The organism is Yoonia maricola (assembly GCF_002797915.1).
Classification (GTDB): domain Bacteria; phylum Pseudomonadota; class Alphaproteobacteria; order Rhodobacterales; family Rhodobacteraceae; genus Yoonia; species Yoonia maricola.
Genome location: NZ_PGTY01000002.1, coordinates 620,032 through 635,496, shown reverse-complemented (window position 1 = coordinate 635,496; position 15,465 = coordinate 620,032). Strand labels below are relative to the sequence as shown.

The following is a 15,465-nucleotide window of genomic DNA, read 5'->3' as shown; positions in this document are numbered from 1 at the left end:
CTTCATCTTGGTCAAAAAAACTCCCGCCGGAGGCATCCTGGGCCCGCGACAGAAACAACGGCTTAGAGAGCATCCAACGCATCAACCAACCGCGCGGCACCCTGTCGGAACGTATCGACAGTGGGCAGCCCCATCCGGTCTTCAACCTCAGCCATATAGGCCAAGGCATCTTCCTCGGACAGATGCTGGGTGTTCACTGAAATACCGGTGATCTGGCAAGCGGGGTTGGCCACGCGGGCAATGGGCAGGGCCGTGTCGCGCAGGGTTTCAAGGCTGGGCAGATCATAGTCAGGCAGGCCGCGCATATGGGTGCGGGTGGGCTCATGCGCGAGGATCAGCGCATCGGGTTGGCCGCCGTGGATCAGGGCCATGGTCACGCCAGAGTAGGAGACGTGGAACAGGCTGCCCTGCCCTTCAATATGATCCCAATGATCGGCATCATTATCTGGGGTCAGATATTCAACCGCACCGGCCATAAAATCAGCGATCACCGCATCCAGCGGCACGCCGCCACCCGTGATCAGAATGCCGGTCTGGCCTGTTGGACGGAAGGTGGATTTCATGCCGCGGCGCTGCATTTCGGCGTCCATGGCAAGGCCCGTGTACATTTTACCGACCGAGCAATCCGTGCCGATGGCCAAACAGCGTTTGCCGGTGCGCTTTTGACCATTGGCAATCGGGTAAGCGACGGATGGGATGCGCACATCGAAAAGCGTACGTCCATTGACGCGGGCGGCTGCGACCAGCTCGTCCTCATCGCGCAAGAGGTTGTGTAAACCGGAGGCGATATCGAAACCCATTTGTAGCGCCTTGACCAAAACCTCTTTCCAAGCCTTTGAGATATAACCGCCACGGTTGGCCACCCCGATCACAAGGGTTTGGGCACCGGCAGCGCGCGCCTCTTCCAAGGTCATATCGCCGATGCCGACGTCGGCACCACAACCGGGCATCCGGTATTGGCCAACGGCATTTTCCGGGCGCCAATCCTTGATGCCTTGCGCCACCTTCGCGGCAAGCTGATCAGGGGCATCGCCGAGGAACAAAAGATAAGGGGTCTGTATCATGAGAAGGCTCCGGGTCTTCGGGGATTCGTATCTTCCCGACGATATCGTGCGATGGGGCGCAATTTCATCGCAGAATGGGTCGATGATAGTCTATATTGCGACAGTTTCGTGCAAGAATAGCCAATTTTACCGCAGAAATGCCTGTGCAGACGGTAAGGTGTATCATGATCCACCTTAACCCAACAAAAAACCCGGGCGCGAACGCCCGGGTTTCTTTCAAAAGCTGAAAGGGAGGAGATCAGCCTTTTGCAAATTCAGGGTAAGCTTCCATGCCCAATTCTGACACGTCGAGACCATCAATCTCGGCCTGCTCAGACACACGGATGCCCATGACACCTTTCAGGACCGTCCATGCCACGAGGCTGACCACGAAGGTAAAGCCACCGATAGCAACGAAGCCGATGAACTGCGTCACGAAGCTAGCGTCGGCATAGACCGGCACGACGATTGTGCCCCAGAAACCTGCAACCATGTGGACCGAGATCGCACCAACCACATCGTCAATCTTGAGCTTGTCAAAGAACGGCACCGCGAAGACCACGATGATACCACCGACAGCACCGATCCAAAGCGCACCAAAGAGGCTTGGCTCAAGCGGACTGGCTGTGATGGACACCAGACCGGCCAAGGCGCCGTTTAGCACCATGGTCAGGTCAGGCTTTTTATACATCACATTGGTCATGATCAGCGCCGCAACCGCACCGGCAGCCGCTGCCATGTTGGTGTTGGCAAAGATACGGCCGACGTCAGTGATATCGCCGACAGTACCCGCAGCCAGCTGCGAACCACCATTAAAGCCAAACCAACCCAGCCACAGGATGAACGTACCCAATGTGGCCAGTGCAAGGTTAGACCCCGGCATCGGAATGGTCATGCCATCCTTGTACTTGCCGATACGGGCACCAAGGATGATCGCCCCTGCAAGGGCCGCAAAACCACCGGCCGCGTGCACAACAGTTGAACCAGCAAAGTCATAGAAGCCCATTTCAGACAACCAGCCGCCGCCCCACTGCCAGCTTGCGCCGATTGGGTAGATCAGACCTGTCAGGATGACGACAAAGATCAGGAACGGCCACAGTTTGATCCGCTCGGCCAATGTACCAGACACGATGGAGGCTGTTGTTGCACAAAACATCAACTGGAAGAAGAAATCGGATGCAACGGATGCATAATCCAAAGCCGCATCAGCCGCTGCTAAACCGACAGGCTCAAGCGATGTTGGCGCAAATGTGCCGAACCAACCTGGGATGATCCAGGCATCGCCGGGATACATCAGGTTAAAGCCCACCAGCCAATACATGATCGCCGATAGCGAATAGAGGGCGATGTTCTTGGTCAGCTGTGTTGTGACGTTTTTGGAACGCACAAGCCCTGCTTCCAGCATGGCAAAACCGGCTGCCATCCAGAACACAAGGAAGCCACCCACAAGGAACAGCAATGTGGTCATCAGGTACGGGCCGATCTCGTCAAAGCTCGGCGCGGCGTCCTGTGCCAGCGCGAAAGTCGGCAACAGCGTGAGTGCGGCCCCGACTGATAGATACTTGGTAAATTTCATAATTCTGTCCCTCGTTCCGCGATCAAAGCGCGTCATCATTGGTCTCGCCCGTCCGCACACGCATGGCGCTTTCAACGTCGAGAACGAAAATTTTGCCGTCACCGATTTTCTCGGTCTTAGCTGTTGTGGCGATGGTAGACACAACCTGTTCGGCCATGCTGTCCTGCACGACGATCTCAAGTTTCACCTTGGGCACGAAATTCACGGCGTATTCCGCACCGCGATAGATTTCCGTATGCCCGGATTGAGAGCCGAAGCCTTTGATTTCAGACACCATCATGCCGCGCACGCCAACGGTGGTCAGTGCTTCGCGGACCTCCTCCAGCTTGAACGGTTTGATTGTTGCAATGATGAGTTTCACGTTCTTCCCCTTGCAAATTCTCTTGCAGACCCCTGTTCCGGCAGCGCCCGCTTGCACGCAAAGACAAAGCGCACGCCCGGCGGCGCGGCAAGATTGACGCCCCCGCAGAGCCTGCCGTTAACATAGGCTTCTGCACAAATTTTGCACAAATTAATCACATCGCCTGATTATTGTGCGGTTTAAAAACCTGCCTATTGCGACTCATCCCTGCTCTACATTCGGGATAGGCCGCGCTATAGTGGCCCAAAATAGACCCAAAGCAGTCAATCGAGCGGATCATGAGTGGAAACGGCAACAAGCGGCCCCCTTTGGTGGCTGACAGACGCTATGCAGCCAAACCGGCGGCAAAAAAGAAGGCTCCGCCAAAGAAGGCGGCAGCAAAACCTGCGGCCCGCAAACGCAAGGCCGCACCGAAGAAGGCCAAGCCACGCGGGTTCATAGGGTGGTTTTTGACCCCGTTTCGCTGGTTCTTCAGGTTGCTGTGGGCCTTCACATGGCGCATTGGCCTTGTCGTCGGCCTGATCATCGGCGGATTTTCGTTCTACTTTGCCGCCCATATGCCAGAAATGGCCGACCTGATTGACGGCCGCACACGTGGCTCTGTCACCATGACCGATTTTCAGGGCGATGTCTTTGCATGGCGCGGTGATCAGTTTGGCGGCATGGTCACCGCCGAAACCGTGTCTCCGTATCTGCACAATGCTGTCGTCGCGACCGAAGACAAACGCTTTTACCGCCACCTTGGGATCTCGCCCCGCGGTATCGCCTCTGCCGTACGCATCAACCTGCGCGCAGGCCGTGGTCCATTGTCCGGCAATGGCGGCTCTACACTTACCCAGCAAACCGCCAAGCTGCTTTGTCTTGGTGTACCGTTTGACCCGACCAAATGGGAAAGCGAAAGTGCCTATGAGGCCGATTGCCGCCGTACAACACTATGGCGCAAGGCTCGTGAGGCTGTGTTCGCGGTCGGAATGGAGATTGCCTATACCAAGGAAGAAATCCTTACGATCTATCTGAACCGTGCCTATCTGGGCGCGGGCAGCCGCGGGTTTGAGGCCGCCGCCCAACGCTATTTCGGCATCTCAGCAGCAGAAGTGAACCCCGCGCAGGCCGCGATGCTGGCTGGCCTGCTGACCGCCCCCTCCGCCAATGCGCCGACCCGCAACCTGCAGCGCGCGCAAAACCGCGCCGGGATTGTGATCGGGTTGATGCAAGATCAAGGCTATATCAGTGCGGCTGAGGCCAATGAGGCCCGCACAAACCCGGCGACTTTGACCGATGCCGCCCGTGCCAACTCTGGCGGGTTCTTTGCAGATTGGGTGATGGCCAGCGGGCCAGAGTTCTTTACGCGTGACACCACAGAGGATGTGATTATCCGCACGACGCTTGACCAGCGCATTCAAACCGCTGCGGAAGAGGCGTTGATACGGGTGTTTGAGAATGATGTGCGTGAAGGATCTGAGGCACAGGCAGCGATTGTCGTCATGTCTGCCGATGGTGCTGTGCGCGCAATGGTGGGCGGGCGCAATATCAGTGCCACAGGTGCGTTTAACAGGGCCACGCAAGCCTTGCGTCAGACCGGATCAGCGTTCAAGCCTTTCATCTATGCAGCCGCCCTTGATCTGGGGATGTCGCCGTACAGTATGATCGACGACTCGCCTGTTTGTTTTGAACAGCCCGGCTCTGGCGATTGGTGTCCTGAGAATTATGATCGCAAGTTCGTAGGCCCGATTTCGATGATTGACTCACTGGCCAACAGTCGGAACATTCCAGCAATTCTGGTATCTGAGGAGGTCGGTCGCGGATTGGTCAGCGATGTGGCCAACGGCTTTGGCGTTCAGGGTGATCTGGCCGCAGGTCCGGCGCTGGCGCTGGGTGTATCGGAAAGCACGCTATTGGATATGACGGGTGCTTTTGCTGGTATTCTGAATGGCGGGTCGCAAGTGACCCCATATGGTCTGACTGACCTGCGCTTGATGGGAGACGATATTCCTTTGATGGATGCGACAGGTGTCGGTATCGGCGAACGGATCATCCGTGAAGAAGCCGCCCGTCAACTGACTTGGATGATGACCAAGGTGGTTGAAGATGGCACCGGGCAGCGTGCACGCATTGCTGGTTGGCCGATTGCAGGCAAGACCGGGACCACCCAAGGGTCACGCGATGCGTGGTTTATCGGCTTCACTGGCGACTATGTGACCGGCGTTTGGATGGGCTATGACAATAATAGTCGGCTGACGAATGTTACAGGCGGCACATTGCCCGCCACGATCTGGCGCGAAACGATGCTGGGCGTGTTGGATGGCAAGCAACCCACGGCGCTACCACTGATGATTCCACAGCAACCAGCCTCAACCGGGGTGCTGGAAAGTCAAGGCGGCCAAGCGCCCGCGCAAGATATTCTGAACCTGTTGGACAGCATCCTGACAGGGCAAAACTAGGGGCTGTCGCAGCGATCATAGCGGAAGGCATAGCCGCTCCAGATCATGTAAAGCCCGCTGTCATCGGCATCGGGCATCAGCATGGCGCGTTCGCTCCATGATGTGCCCTCGCCCGAACATTGCATGTCATAGAGCGTGGCCCCCATATCGTCGATATCGGTCGGGTTGGTCATACGACACTGGACCTCGACCCCATAAAAGATATCGTCTTCAATCTTGAGCGCGCCACCATCAACCCCGACCAGCGCGCATTCAGCGTTGGCGGTTTGTTTGTAGACCCCGTCGTACGGGCTGGCAGCCAATGTCATAGGCAGGAGCGCAAATGCGGTGGTGACGTTTCGGAAAACAAATCTCATCGCCACACCTTCCTGAAGCATCTGACAATTGGCAATCCATCATTTGCCGGTTCCTGCACTGCGTGACCTGATTGCACCTGCGTCCTTTGCCCGCTAGCGTCCCGACAACTGACCAAAAGGAGACCTGAGATGAGCATGATTGAAACCAAACTGGCCGAGCTGGGTGTCACATTGCCTGAAATGGGGGCGGTTCCGCAGGCGAAGGGGAACTACCTGCCGTTCGTGAAAGTGGGAGACATGGTTTACGTTTCTGGCCAGATTTCCCAAAACGATGATGGTCTGGTGCAAGGGGTTCTTGGTGATGACCTTACCATTGAACAAGGTGCCGCGGCGGCGCAGCTTTGTGCGATCTCATTGTTGACCCAGCTGAAGATTGCTTGCGAGGGTGATATTGACCGGTTGGTCCGCGTGGTGAAACTGACCGGGTTTGTGAATTCAACCGCTGATTTTACCCAGCAACCACAGGTGATCAATGGTGCGTCTGATTTCCTTGTCGCGGTGCTGGGCGATGCCGGACGGCATGCCCGTGCCGCTGTGAGTGCTGCCAGTCTACCGCTTGGTGTCGCCGTTGAGATTGAAGCGATCTTTCAGATCAAATGAACCTGCCTGCGTCCTTCTTTGAGCGTCCTATTACCCACCGCGCCTTGCATGATCGCAAGGCGGGGCGGGTTGAGAACAGCATGAAATCTATTGAGGCGGCGATTGCCGCTGGTTACGGGATTGAGCTGGATGTGCAGCTGACCCGCGATGGTCACGCGATGGTGTTTCATGATGATATGCTGGACCGGCTGACGGCCGAGGCCGGCCCGTTGCGTGACCGGACCCGCGCCCAGTTAGAGGCAATTGCGCTGACCGATGATGGCGGAATGATCCCTTCGCTTGAGGCTGTGCTGGCGCTGGTTGCGGAGCGCGTCCCGCTGCTGATCGAGATCAAGGATCAGGATGGCGCGATGGGCGCGGATGTGGGGCCGTTGGAGCAGGCAACCTGTGCAGCGCTTGAAGCCTATTCCGGCGATGTTGCGCTGATGTCGTTTAACCCACATGCGGTAGCGGCTTGTGCGCAATACGCTCCGGACATTCCGCGAGGGATCACCACGTCCAGTTATATGGCAGCGTTCTGGCCAGAGGTCCCGGATCAAGTCCGGGACACCTTACGCGAGATACCTGATTATGACCGTGTGGGGGCCTGTTTTATCAGCCATGAAGCCAGTGACCTGGATCGTCCGCGTGTGGCCGAACTCAAAGCACAAGGCGCACATATTTTCACATGGACCATACGGTCCGCCAAGGCGGAAGCGGAGGCCCGCCGTATTGTCGATAATGTGACCTTTGAGGGTTACTTGGCTTGACCCTGCGGTCGTTGCGCCCAAGTTGCACCTTATGAGCGACGCACCCATTGAGATCACCGCACACCCGACGATCAACGCCATTGATGCGCAGGATTGGGATGCCTGCGCCTGTCCTGAGGCCATCAATGGCCGCCCCAATGATCCCTTCACGACCCACCGTTTGATAAAGGCCTTGGAAGACAGCGGATCAGTCGGCCCCGGTTCGGGCTGGCAGCCGCGCTATCTGACGGCCAAGCAAGGGGATGAGATGATCGCGGTCGCCCCGCTTTATGCCAAAGGGCATAGTCAGGGCGAGTACATCTTTGATCACAACTGGGCACATGCCTATGAAAATGCAGGCGGGCGCTATTATCCTAAGCTGCAAATCGCAGTGCCCTTTACCCCCGCAACGGGGCGGCGCTTTCTGACGAAACCGGGGCATGAGGTGACGGGGATGTCAGCGCTGGTTCAGGGGGCAGTACAGATTGCCGCCGACAACGAACTATCATCAGTGCATGCCACCTTTTGCACCGAGGCCGAGGCGATCGCGGGGGCCGAAATGGGATTGCTTACCCGGATCGGACAGCAGTTTCACTGGGTGAATGAGGATTATGCGGATTTCGATGCGTTCCTGGGCTCGCTCTCCAGCCGCAAGCGCAAGAACATGCGCAAAGAACGCAGCACAGCGAATAACTTTGGTGGTGAGATCATTGAACTGACGGGGGACCAAATCCAGCCGGAGCATTGGGACGCTTTTTGGATCTTCTACCAAGACACCGGCAGCCGCAAATGGGGGACCCCATATCTGACGCGGAATTTCTTTCACTTTGCCCATCAAACGATGCGCGACGACATGCTGATGGTGCTGGCGATCCGCGATGGGCGACCCGTGGCGGGCGCGCTCAACTTCATCGGGCGGGATACGCTTTACGGCCGCTATTGGGGTTGCATTGAACACCATCCCTGTCTGCATTTCGAAGTATGTTATTATCGCGCCATCGACTATGCCATCCGGCATCGGCTGGGTAAGGTCGAAGCAGGCGCGCAAGGGGAACACAAGCTGGCACGGGGCTATCTTCCGGTAGCCACCCATTCGCTGCATTGGTTCGGCGATGCGGGGTTCAAAGATGCCGTTGCCCGCTATCTGGAGGCTGAGCGAGAAGCAATTGATAACGAGATTGAAGTGCTGACCAGCTATGGCCCATTTCGTAAATCGAACATGGAGGATCACCAATGACCGAGAAACTGACCGCAGCAGAACATGCAGAAAAAATCGAACCGCTTTTGGCGCAGGGCTGGACTTTGGTAGACGGGCGAGAAGCGATCTACAAGAAATTCGTCTTCACTAACTTCGTTGAGGCTTTCGGGTTCATGACCCGTGCGGCGATCCATGCTGAAAAGCTGAACCACCATCCCGAGTGGTCGAACGTCTATAAGACTGTTGAAGTCACCTTGACGACCCATGATGCAGATGGCCTAAGCGCATTGGACGCGCAATTGGGCGCTATCATGGATAAACTCGCCGGGGGCTGAATTGGACCAACTGTTGAATACCGTACTCTGGGACGGGAAAACCATCGCAGACTTGTTGACGCTTGAATTCTTCGTGTCGGCGATTGGCAGCGTGCTGGCCGCGTTGGCGATCCTATTCGTTGGCTTTCTGGTGGGGGGTTGGGCGCGCCGCAGGTTGGTCAATCTGGGCGGCAAATACGCGCATCTGGATGTCACGCTGTTCAACTTTCTGGGCAATGTTGCACGCTATATTGTTATTGGCTTTGCCTTTCTCTTTGTACTGAACACGTTTGGGATACAGACCACATCTGTTGTCGCCGTCATCGGTGCGGCGGGTCTGGCGATTGGTCTGGCTCTGCAAGGGACGCTGTCGAATGTGGCGGCTGGTGTCATGATCGTGTTCTTCCGCCCCTTCAAAATCGGTGACTTTGTCGAAGTGAACGGACAGATGGGCACGGTGAAAGAGATTGCGCTGAATTTTACCGAACTTGCCTCTATCGGTAACGTGCAGATCATCATTCCCAATTCGGAAGTATGGGGCAATACGATCATAAATTATTCCAGCTATGACACCCGCCGGGCCGAGTGGACCTTTGGTGTGGGATATGGCGCAAATCTAAAGCTGGCAGAAGAGACAATCCGATCAACCATTATGGCGGATGAACGCGCGAAGGCGGACCCGGAACCATTTATTCAAGTGAATAATCTAGGCGATAGCTCGGTCGATTTTCTAGTGCGGGTGTGGTGCGATAGTGCCGATTACTTTGCCTTTCAGGCTGATATGAAACGGCAGGTGAAAGAGGCACTGGACGCGGCTGGCGTGGATATTCCGTTCCCGACACGGACTGTGGTGCAGGTGCAGGGGTAGGTTTTACGATCTTGGTGCGACGTCTGTTTTGCGGGACTTATCCGACCTTCACCACTTCCGAACGAACGTCCGGTCTTGCTAAACAAACCTGATTTCTGGTGCCGTTGCCTGACTAATCGCTGCGCCAGCATTCACAGCAGAGTAAATCGATCTCGGTGGACGAGCCGTCTCGTCAACGGCACGGCACACCCAGCTTCTGACTTCCATTATTTTCAGCGATTGCGACAATGCTCGATCCGTAATTGACGGCAAACTCCGCTTGATGTCATTGAAGCGGCTAGGTGTGTGAAGCGTCGTCAACACTGGCAGCGTCCATGACCGACGGAGCAAGTCTTGGTCTTCTTTACCGGCTACACTTTGAATTTTGTTGGCCATGGCAGCTGCTGAAACTCCTAACGATGTGAGTCGGAATTCCGGACGCAATGGATGACCATAACCAGGGTTTCGTTCTAGCAAGCCCACCGTGATTAAGTGATCCATGCTTTGGGCGAAAGCGGTTCTACTCGCGCCAGTTGCAGCCAACAAAGGTGCCTGCCGTCCCGCAACACCTGCGTGCAAGTTCGATAAAATGGCTAGCGCCCAAGCTCTTGAAGTGACGTTGACAAATAGCTTAATGTCCATAAAGTATAGTTAATATATTTAGGTAAAAAAGGAAAGACCATGTCTCTTATTTCGCCCGATGAAACCATCAATATTTCTCTGTCCGTCAAGGACCGTCACGTAAGCGCTGAATGGTACGGCAGCATGTTGGGATTTAAGACTATTTATCATGCAGACGACGCAGGCTGGTCAGAACTTCAAACGAATACAGCTGGCGTAACAATTGGCCTTGGCGAGCACACCAAGCCTGCACCGGGCAACTGCGTACCCGTCTTTGGGATAGCTGACCTGGACGCTGCAAGGCAGAAACTGGAGCACGCCAAAGTTAGGTTCGATGGCGAAACGGATGTCGTCGAAGGTATGGTAAAAACAGCAACTTTTTATGACCCAGATGGGAACGCACTCATGCTCGCAGAAGATTTGACGGACGCGTCATGAACGATCCCGAAAAGCGGTCGTCGATATAGCAGTCATTCGTAGAGTCCGCAGCATCCGGTGAAATGGGCTCATTCCCCACTTTCTCTGCAAGCCATATTGATGACTGAACTGCGGGACGAAGTTACCTTTCGCTGCAACTGCGCTAAGGTCTGCTTTGTGCAATCTGCGGATTCTACCTTCGATAACCAGAATTGGTCTACAACGCGCTGGACGCAGCCGCAAATCGGTTCAGGTACTTTATGTCGTGGCAAACAGGTCTTTGTATTCTTCGCGCAATGCCTTCTTTTGCACTTTCCCCATCGTATTGCGAGGGAGTTCTGGCAATACGACGAGTTTTTGAGGGTGTTTGAAGCGCGCAAGTGAGATTCCGACGTTGTTCTTGATTGCGTCAAGGTCGAGGTCGGCACCTGTTTCCGCGACAAGGACACCGACCACTGTTTCGCCGAAATCCGGATGTGGTACGCCGACGACCGCACTTTCAAGGACGCCTTCTTCGTCGTCCAACAAGAGCTCGATCTCTTTAGGATAAATGTTGTACCCACCGGAAATGATCAGGTCCTTGTTACGCCCAACGATATGTAAATAGCCGTCTTCATCAATCCGCCCCAAATCACCGGTAATGAAGAAACCATCTTCACGCAGCTCTTCGGAGGTTTTCTCAGGCATTTGCCAGTAACCCTTAAAGACGTTGGGGCCACGAACTTCGATCTCACCGATAACCCCTTGTGGTAGTGTTGCTCCCGTTTTGCTGTCTGTGATTTTGATCTCGACACCCGGCAGCGGGAAGCCAACGGTCCCCGCACGTCGTTCACCAGTGTATGGATTGGACGTGTTCATATTGGTTTCTGTCATGCCGTAGCGTTCCAGAATACGGTGACCTGTACGCTCTTCAAACAGCGCATGCGTTTCGGCAAGCAGTGGCGCGCTGCCAGAAACAAAAAGCCGCATATGCGCCGCGACTTTCTTGGTAAATCGCTCGTCTTCCAGCAATCGCGTGTAGAATGTTGGAACACCCATCATAGTGGTGGCATTCGGCATCTGTTCAATGATGACGTCCAGATCGAACTTCTGCATGAAGATAATCTTGCTGCCAGCAAGCAGTGATATATTCGTTGCGACAAATAACCCGTGCGTATGGAAAATCGGCAGGGCGTGAAGCAGCACATCATCGGACGTAAACGACCACTCTTTTGTCAAGGCTTGGCTATTTGAGAGGAGATTGCGCTGGGTCAACATCGCACCCTTAGAGCGTCCGGTCGTACCTGATGTATAGAGAAACGCGGCAAGATCATCTTCTGATCGATCAGTGGTTGCGTACACGGTGGGCATTGCCTCCGCATGCAATGCAAAGCTGCCGCTGCCGTCGTTGTTCATTGTCTCAAGAATTGCGCCGGTCGCCTCCGCAATCGGTTGCAGTGTTCCGGATCGTTTGCCGTCACAAATGATGACTCGCGCGCCACTATTTTCTATGAAGTAAGATATCTCATCGGCTGTGTATGCTGTGTTGAGAGGCAGGAATACGATACCGGCCTGTACACATGCTGCATAGAGCGCCAAAGCTTGCGGGGATTTTCCGATCTGGACCGCTACGCGATCACCGGGCTGAACGCTGAGTTTTTTGAAGACATGCGCATACTGTGCCGCCAGCTGAAGGTAGTCTTTGTGCGTGATAACTGTACCATCCCCCAATTCAAGAAATGGTGTCGTCTTTCCCTGGTGCTGCCCAAAAAGTGTATCATATAGAGGGTTTGTCATCTTCCATTTCCTTAGCTTTTGGGTGTCACCAACCCGCTCAGCGTCTTAACTGCAGCAGATGCAACTACTGTCTTTTCACCCACGAACTGTTCGTGGTTTTGTGAGATTTGGGAAAGGTCGTAAAGATAGTTAACCATTGTTCCGTTGGATTGATTGCGTCCATTCGGCGATGTATCGGCCTCTGCGTGAACGTCATGGACCAAGGCACCGTTGCCAAGGTGGAACCGCGCTACCGGATCATAGGGCATGCCGTCTGACCGCTTTGCCTCTAGCAGATAATGTGCGGCCAGTGCTTGGTTGTCAGCCACTTTCAGGGTGTCGAGGTCGGTGCCGTCCAGCCATGTATTTAGGCCGGGAATTGGTGATAGTGTTACAAATGTCGACAAACCGGGCAGGTCTTTGGACAGGTCAGACACGACCTGCTTGATCAGTGAGTTGCCGAAAGAGATGCCCGCCAGTCCAGCCTGACAATTCGATATCGAGTAAAAAACCGCTGTATCCGCATCTTCTGCGTCAATCTCGTCACGTTCATCGGCAAGCAAATCCTGCACCGAACTGGGCACACCTTTGGTCAGAGCGACTTCGACAAAGATGAGCGGTTCGTCAGCCATTGCTGGATGAAAGAAGCCAAAGCAACGGCGGTCAGTCGGTTTCAATCTCCGACGCAGATCATTCCAACTGTCAATTTCATGCACGGCTTCATAGGCAATAATCTTTTCAAGAATATCCGCAGGGCTGGCCCAATCAATCGGCCGAAGCACAAGGAAACCGCGGTTGAACCAAGATGCAAACAGGTGTCTGAAATCCACATCCAGAGGTTCAAGGTCTGGCCGTTCCTTCATCATGTCCAACAAGTCCTTGCGCATCTGAACCAACTGGCCCGTCGCACCCGGAACTTGATTGAGGCGACGAGCTAATTCCTGACGCTGCGGCTCGCAGGCTGAAGCAAAGGCACGGTATGTACCTTTGCTAGGTTTGGCTTTATAAGCGTCCAGCGTGCTGATGACGTCATCAGGGTTGATCTCAAGCCCATGTTTCATGAACTCAAAAAATGCCGCTTTTTCATCTTGGCTCATCGCGCCATAGCGATCCAGTAGGTTGCGGGCGAGGGTCACGCCTGACACTTCACCATGGCTACTCAGTAGCGCTTCACACAAATCCGACGTCGCCCTATCATCGGCTTCGAGAGAGAGCGCCTTTTGGTAGCGGCGCTCAAATATCGTCGAAATCAGTTCGGAAAAGTAACTCATATCGCTTTACCCATGACAACATCAGGCAGCCATGTCGCAAGCCCCGGGAAGATGCACAGCAGGATGATCGCGATCACCATGCAAGCCACAAAAGGCAAGGAGCCTTTCAGAATGGTCTTGAGAGAGATATCCGGTGCGATGCCGTTGATGACGTAGAGGTTGAGGCCAACCGGCGGTGATATCAGCCCGATCTCCATGTTGATCGTCAAGACAACCGCAAACCAGATGGGGTCAAAACCAGCTGTGGTGATGATCGGCAATAGGATTGGAGCCGCCATCAGAATTACGGCGACAGGCGGCAGGAAGAAACCTGCGACTAGCAGGAACAACATCACAAAGCCCATCAGCACCCAACGGTTGACGTCTAGCGTGCCAATCCATTCCGCAATGGATTGGGTGATCATCAAGCTTGACAGCATGTAAGAAAACACGCCTGCGGCCGCGATGATGAACAGGATCATGACGCTCTCTTTTGTGCTGTCACGCAGGACAATCCAGAGATCCTTTGGATTCCAGAGCTTATAGATGATCATTGCGATGAGCAGACACAGCAACGCACCAACCGCAGCCGTTTCAGACGGGGTCGCTATCCCGCCATACATCGCATAAAGAACGCCGACGATAATGCCCAAGAATGGCAGAACCCGTGGCAGAATCTCAAACTTCTGCTTCCAAGTATACGTGCCTGCGTTGAGAAGCTGTTTGTCGCCGGATTGCCATGTGGAATAGAGCGACCATATCATAAATAGCAGCACAAGCAGCAGCCCGGGTATAACACCGGCGAGGAACAGGCGGCCAATCGAGGTCTCGGTTGCAATGCCGTAAACGATCATCGTAACGGAGGGAGGGATAAGGATGCCCAATGTACCGCCTGCCGCGATTGACCCAGCAGCAACGCCATCGGGATATCCACGCTTGCGCATTTCAGGAATACCCATTTTCCCGATGGCCGCACAAGTTGCGGGGCTAGACCCTGACATGGCTGCGAAAAGTGCACAGGCACCAAGGTTCGATATGACCAACCCGCCGGGAACGCGCGTCAACCACCGTTCGAGCGCTTCATAAAGATCCGCCCCCGCTCTGGTCGAGGCAATAGATGACCCCATAATGATGAACATTGGAATGGCAAGAAGGGCAAAGTTATCAAGCTTACCAAAAAGGATTTCGGGCAAGAGCTCCAAAGACCGCATACCATCGAAAATTAAGATAAAACCGGTGGAAACGATCAACAACCCAAGTGCAACAGACACACCGGAAAACAATACAATGATCGTGGCAACGGCGACAATTACGCCAAGCAAGAGCGGGTCCATTACACGTCCTCCAGACCAAAAGGCTTGTCAATTTTGAGAATGACAGCAACGAGATCCGCAATCAGCTGAAGCAAGAACAATCCAAAACCAACGGGAAGCGCCAGATAAGGAATCCACAACCTCACACCCCAAACGGTGTCAGATTTCCAGTTACGCTCATAGGTCAGATGCCAGTGTTCATACCCGTAAAAAAGCAGGACCGCGACCATCGCAATCGACAGCGAAAGTGTCAGAATGCACATGTAGTAGCGCGCCGTTTTCGGAAGCGCCAAAGGGATCAGGTCGACATTCACATGGCCACGCAGCCTTTGCACATAAGGCAGACCGATCAAGGTCGAACCGATGGCCAGATAAATGACAGCTTCTGTTTGCCAAATGGTGGATTGGTTCAACACAAACCGGACGAAAATCATTTGGCAAGTAATTGCGACGGCAGCAACGATCATGGCTGCAGAGCACCAACCCGCAAAAGTAGAGAGTGCCGCAACACCGCGTAAAAACAGGTTATTACCCGTACGCGATTCTACGGCTGAGCTTTGGCCAGCCATGTCAGCTATCCTTTCAAAAGTGTATTTCGAGAAAGACTGGGTGGGGCGGCAGCACTGTAGGTGGTTGCCGCCCGCG

Annotated in this window: 16 protein-coding genes; 7 read left to right on the top strand and 9 right to left on the bottom strand. The window is 54.6% G+C overall.

Annotated elements, in window-relative coordinates:
- Positions 1-62: 62 nt before the first annotated feature.
- The 3 genes from dgcN to BC777_RS13315 all read right to left on the bottom strand — a co-directional run bounded on the left by dgcN (position 63) and on the right by BC777_RS13315 (position 2,980).
- Complete coding sequence (dgcN, locus tag BC777_RS13325) at positions 63-1,064, bottom strand: N-acetyltransferase DgcN (protein ID WP_100368650.1); 1,002 nt, start codon at positions 1,062-1,064, stop codon at positions 63-65.
- Positions 1,065-1,302: 238 nt separating this feature from the next.
- Entirely contained in the window at positions 1,303-2,619 is a 1,317-nt protein-coding gene (gene amtB, locus BC777_RS13320) for an ammonium transporter AmtB (protein WP_100368649.1), read from the bottom strand.
- A 22-nt stretch (positions 2,620-2,641) separates the two neighbouring features.
- Entirely contained in the window at positions 2,642-2,980 is a 339-nt protein-coding gene (locus tag BC777_RS13315; RefSeq protein ID WP_100368648.1) for a P-II family nitrogen regulator, read from the bottom strand.
- A gap of 278 nt (positions 2,981-3,258) precedes the next feature.
- Here BC777_RS13315 and BC777_RS13310 point away from each other — a divergent pair, with 278 nt between their 5' ends.
- Complete coding sequence (locus BC777_RS13310; protein WP_100368647.1) at positions 3,259-5,421, top strand: transglycosylase domain-containing protein; 2,163 nt, start codon at positions 3,259-3,261, stop codon at positions 5,419-5,421.
- Here BC777_RS13310 and BC777_RS13305 read toward each other — a convergent pair.
- Positions 5,418-5,777 (bottom strand): hypothetical protein, encoded by a 360-nt coding sequence (locus tag BC777_RS13305; RefSeq protein ID WP_100368858.1) that lies wholly within the window; start codon positions 5,775-5,777, stop codon positions 5,418-5,420. The genes BC777_RS13310 and BC777_RS13305 overlap by 4 nt on opposite strands.
- Before the next feature lie 129 nt (positions 5,778-5,906).
- Between BC777_RS13305 and BC777_RS13300 the strand changes: the two genes are divergently transcribed.
- The 5 genes from BC777_RS13300 to BC777_RS13280 are packed head-to-tail and all read left to right on the top strand — an operon-like array spanning position 5,907 to position 9,485.
- On the top strand, positions 5,907-6,377 hold the full coding sequence (locus BC777_RS13300; RefSeq protein ID WP_100368646.1) for a RidA family protein: 471 nt from the start codon (positions 5,907-5,909) through the stop codon (positions 6,375-6,377).
- Positions 6,374-7,126, top strand: a complete 753-nt coding sequence (locus BC777_RS13295) for a glycerophosphodiester phosphodiesterase family protein (RefSeq protein ID WP_100368645.1) — start codon at positions 6,374-6,376, stop codon at positions 7,124-7,126. Before BC777_RS13300 ends, BC777_RS13295 begins: the two co-directional genes overlap by 4 nt.
- Before the next feature lie 31 nt (positions 7,127-7,157).
- Complete coding sequence (locus BC777_RS13290) at positions 7,158-8,342, top strand: GNAT family N-acetyltransferase (protein ID WP_100368644.1); 1,185 nt, start codon at positions 7,158-7,160, stop codon at positions 8,340-8,342.
- Positions 8,339-8,638 (top strand): 4a-hydroxytetrahydrobiopterin dehydratase, encoded by a 300-nt coding sequence (locus tag BC777_RS13285; RefSeq protein WP_100368643.1) that lies wholly within the window; start codon positions 8,339-8,341, stop codon positions 8,636-8,638. The genes BC777_RS13290 and BC777_RS13285 overlap by 4 nt, the downstream gene beginning before the upstream one ends.
- 1 nt (position 8,639) lies before the next feature.
- Positions 8,640-9,485: a mechanosensitive ion channel family protein gene (locus BC777_RS13280; protein ID WP_100368642.1), complete on the top strand. Its 846-nt coding sequence runs from the start codon at positions 8,640-8,642 to the stop codon at positions 9,483-9,485.
- 78 nt (positions 9,486-9,563) lie between these two features.
- Here BC777_RS13280 and BC777_RS13275 read toward each other — a convergent pair whose 3' ends face one another.
- The gene (locus BC777_RS13275) at positions 9,564-10,106 is read right to left on the bottom strand and encodes a winged helix-turn-helix transcriptional regulator (protein WP_100368641.1); all 543 of its coding nucleotides are present in this window, start codon (positions 10,104-10,106) and stop codon (positions 9,564-9,566) included.
- A gap of 39 nt (positions 10,107-10,145) precedes the next feature.
- On the opposite strand from BC777_RS13275, the gene BC777_RS13270 reads away from it, so the two are divergent.
- On the top strand, positions 10,146-10,523 hold the full coding sequence (locus BC777_RS13270; protein ID WP_100368640.1) for a VOC family protein: 378 nt from the start codon (positions 10,146-10,148) through the stop codon (positions 10,521-10,523).
- A gap of 237 nt (positions 10,524-10,760) precedes the next feature.
- Here BC777_RS13270 and BC777_RS13265 read toward each other — a convergent pair whose 3' ends face one another.
- The 4 genes from BC777_RS13265 to BC777_RS13250 are packed head-to-tail and all read right to left on the bottom strand — an operon-like array spanning position 10,761 to position 15,389.
- Positions 10,761-12,278, bottom strand: coding sequence for a malonate--CoA ligase (locus tag BC777_RS13265; RefSeq protein ID WP_100368639.1), 1,518 nt, complete (start codon positions 12,276-12,278; stop codon positions 10,761-10,763).
- 11 nt (positions 12,279-12,289) lie between these two features.
- On the bottom strand, positions 12,290-13,528 hold the full coding sequence (locus tag BC777_RS13260; protein WP_100368638.1) for a malonyl-CoA decarboxylase: 1,239 nt from the start codon (positions 13,526-13,528) through the stop codon (positions 12,290-12,292).
- On the bottom strand, positions 13,525-14,841 hold the full coding sequence (locus tag BC777_RS13255; protein WP_100368637.1) for a TRAP transporter large permease: 1,317 nt from the start codon (positions 14,839-14,841) through the stop codon (positions 13,525-13,527). Before BC777_RS13255 ends, BC777_RS13260 begins: the two co-directional genes overlap by 4 nt.
- Positions 14,841-15,389 carry a TRAP transporter small permease gene (locus BC777_RS13250; protein ID WP_100368636.1) on the bottom strand — a complete coding sequence of 183 codons (549 nt, stop codon included), beginning with the start codon at positions 15,387-15,389 and terminating at the stop codon, positions 14,841-14,843. The genes BC777_RS13255 and BC777_RS13250 overlap by 1 nt, the downstream gene beginning before the upstream one ends.
- Positions 15,390-15,465 lie beyond the last annotated feature (76 nt).

Coding starts and splice junctions, on each gene's coding strand:
- dgcN (WP_100368650.1), bottom strand. CDS start 1,064: ATGATACAGACCCCTTATCTTTTGTTCCTCGGCGATGCCCCTGATCAG.
- amtB (WP_100368649.1), bottom strand. CDS start 2,619: ATGAAATTTACCAAGTATCTATCAGTCGGGGCCGCACTCACGCTGTTG.
- BC777_RS13310 (WP_100368647.1), top strand. CDS start 3,259: ATGAGTGGAAACGGCAACAAGCGGCCCCCTTTGGTGGCTGACAGACGC.
- BC777_RS13305 (WP_100368858.1), bottom strand. CDS start 5,777: ATGAGATTTGTTTTCCGAAACGTCACCACCGCATTTGCGCTCCTGCCT.
- BC777_RS13300 (WP_100368646.1), top strand. CDS start 5,907: ATGAGCATGATTGAAACCAAACTGGCCGAGCTGGGTGTCACATTGCCT.
- BC777_RS13295 (WP_100368645.1), top strand. CDS start 6,374: ATGAACCTGCCTGCGTCCTTCTTTGAGCGTCCTATTACCCACCGCGCC.
- BC777_RS13290 (WP_100368644.1), top strand. CDS start 7,158: ATGAGCGACGCACCCATTGAGATCACCGCACACCCGACGATCAACGCC.
- BC777_RS13285 (WP_100368643.1), top strand. CDS start 8,339: ATGACCGAGAAACTGACCGCAGCAGAACATGCAGAAAAAATCGAACCG.
- BC777_RS13275 (WP_100368641.1), bottom strand. CDS start 10,106: ATGGACATTAAGCTATTTGTCAACGTCACTTCAAGAGCTTGGGCGCTA.
- BC777_RS13270 (WP_100368640.1), top strand. CDS start 10,146: ATGTCTCTTATTTCGCCCGATGAAACCATCAATATTTCTCTGTCCGTC.
- BC777_RS13265 (WP_100368639.1), bottom strand. CDS start 12,278: ATGACAAACCCTCTATATGATACACTTTTTGGGCAGCACCAGGGAAAG.
- BC777_RS13260 (WP_100368638.1), bottom strand. CDS start 13,528: ATGAGTTACTTTTCCGAACTGATTTCGACGATATTTGAGCGCCGCTAC.
- BC777_RS13255 (WP_100368637.1), bottom strand. CDS start 14,841: ATGGACCCGCTCTTGCTTGGCGTAATTGTCGCCGTTGCCACGATCATT.
- BC777_RS13250 (WP_100368636.1), bottom strand. CDS start 15,389: ATGGCTGGCCAAAGCTCAGCCGTAGAATCGCGTACGGGTAATAACCTG.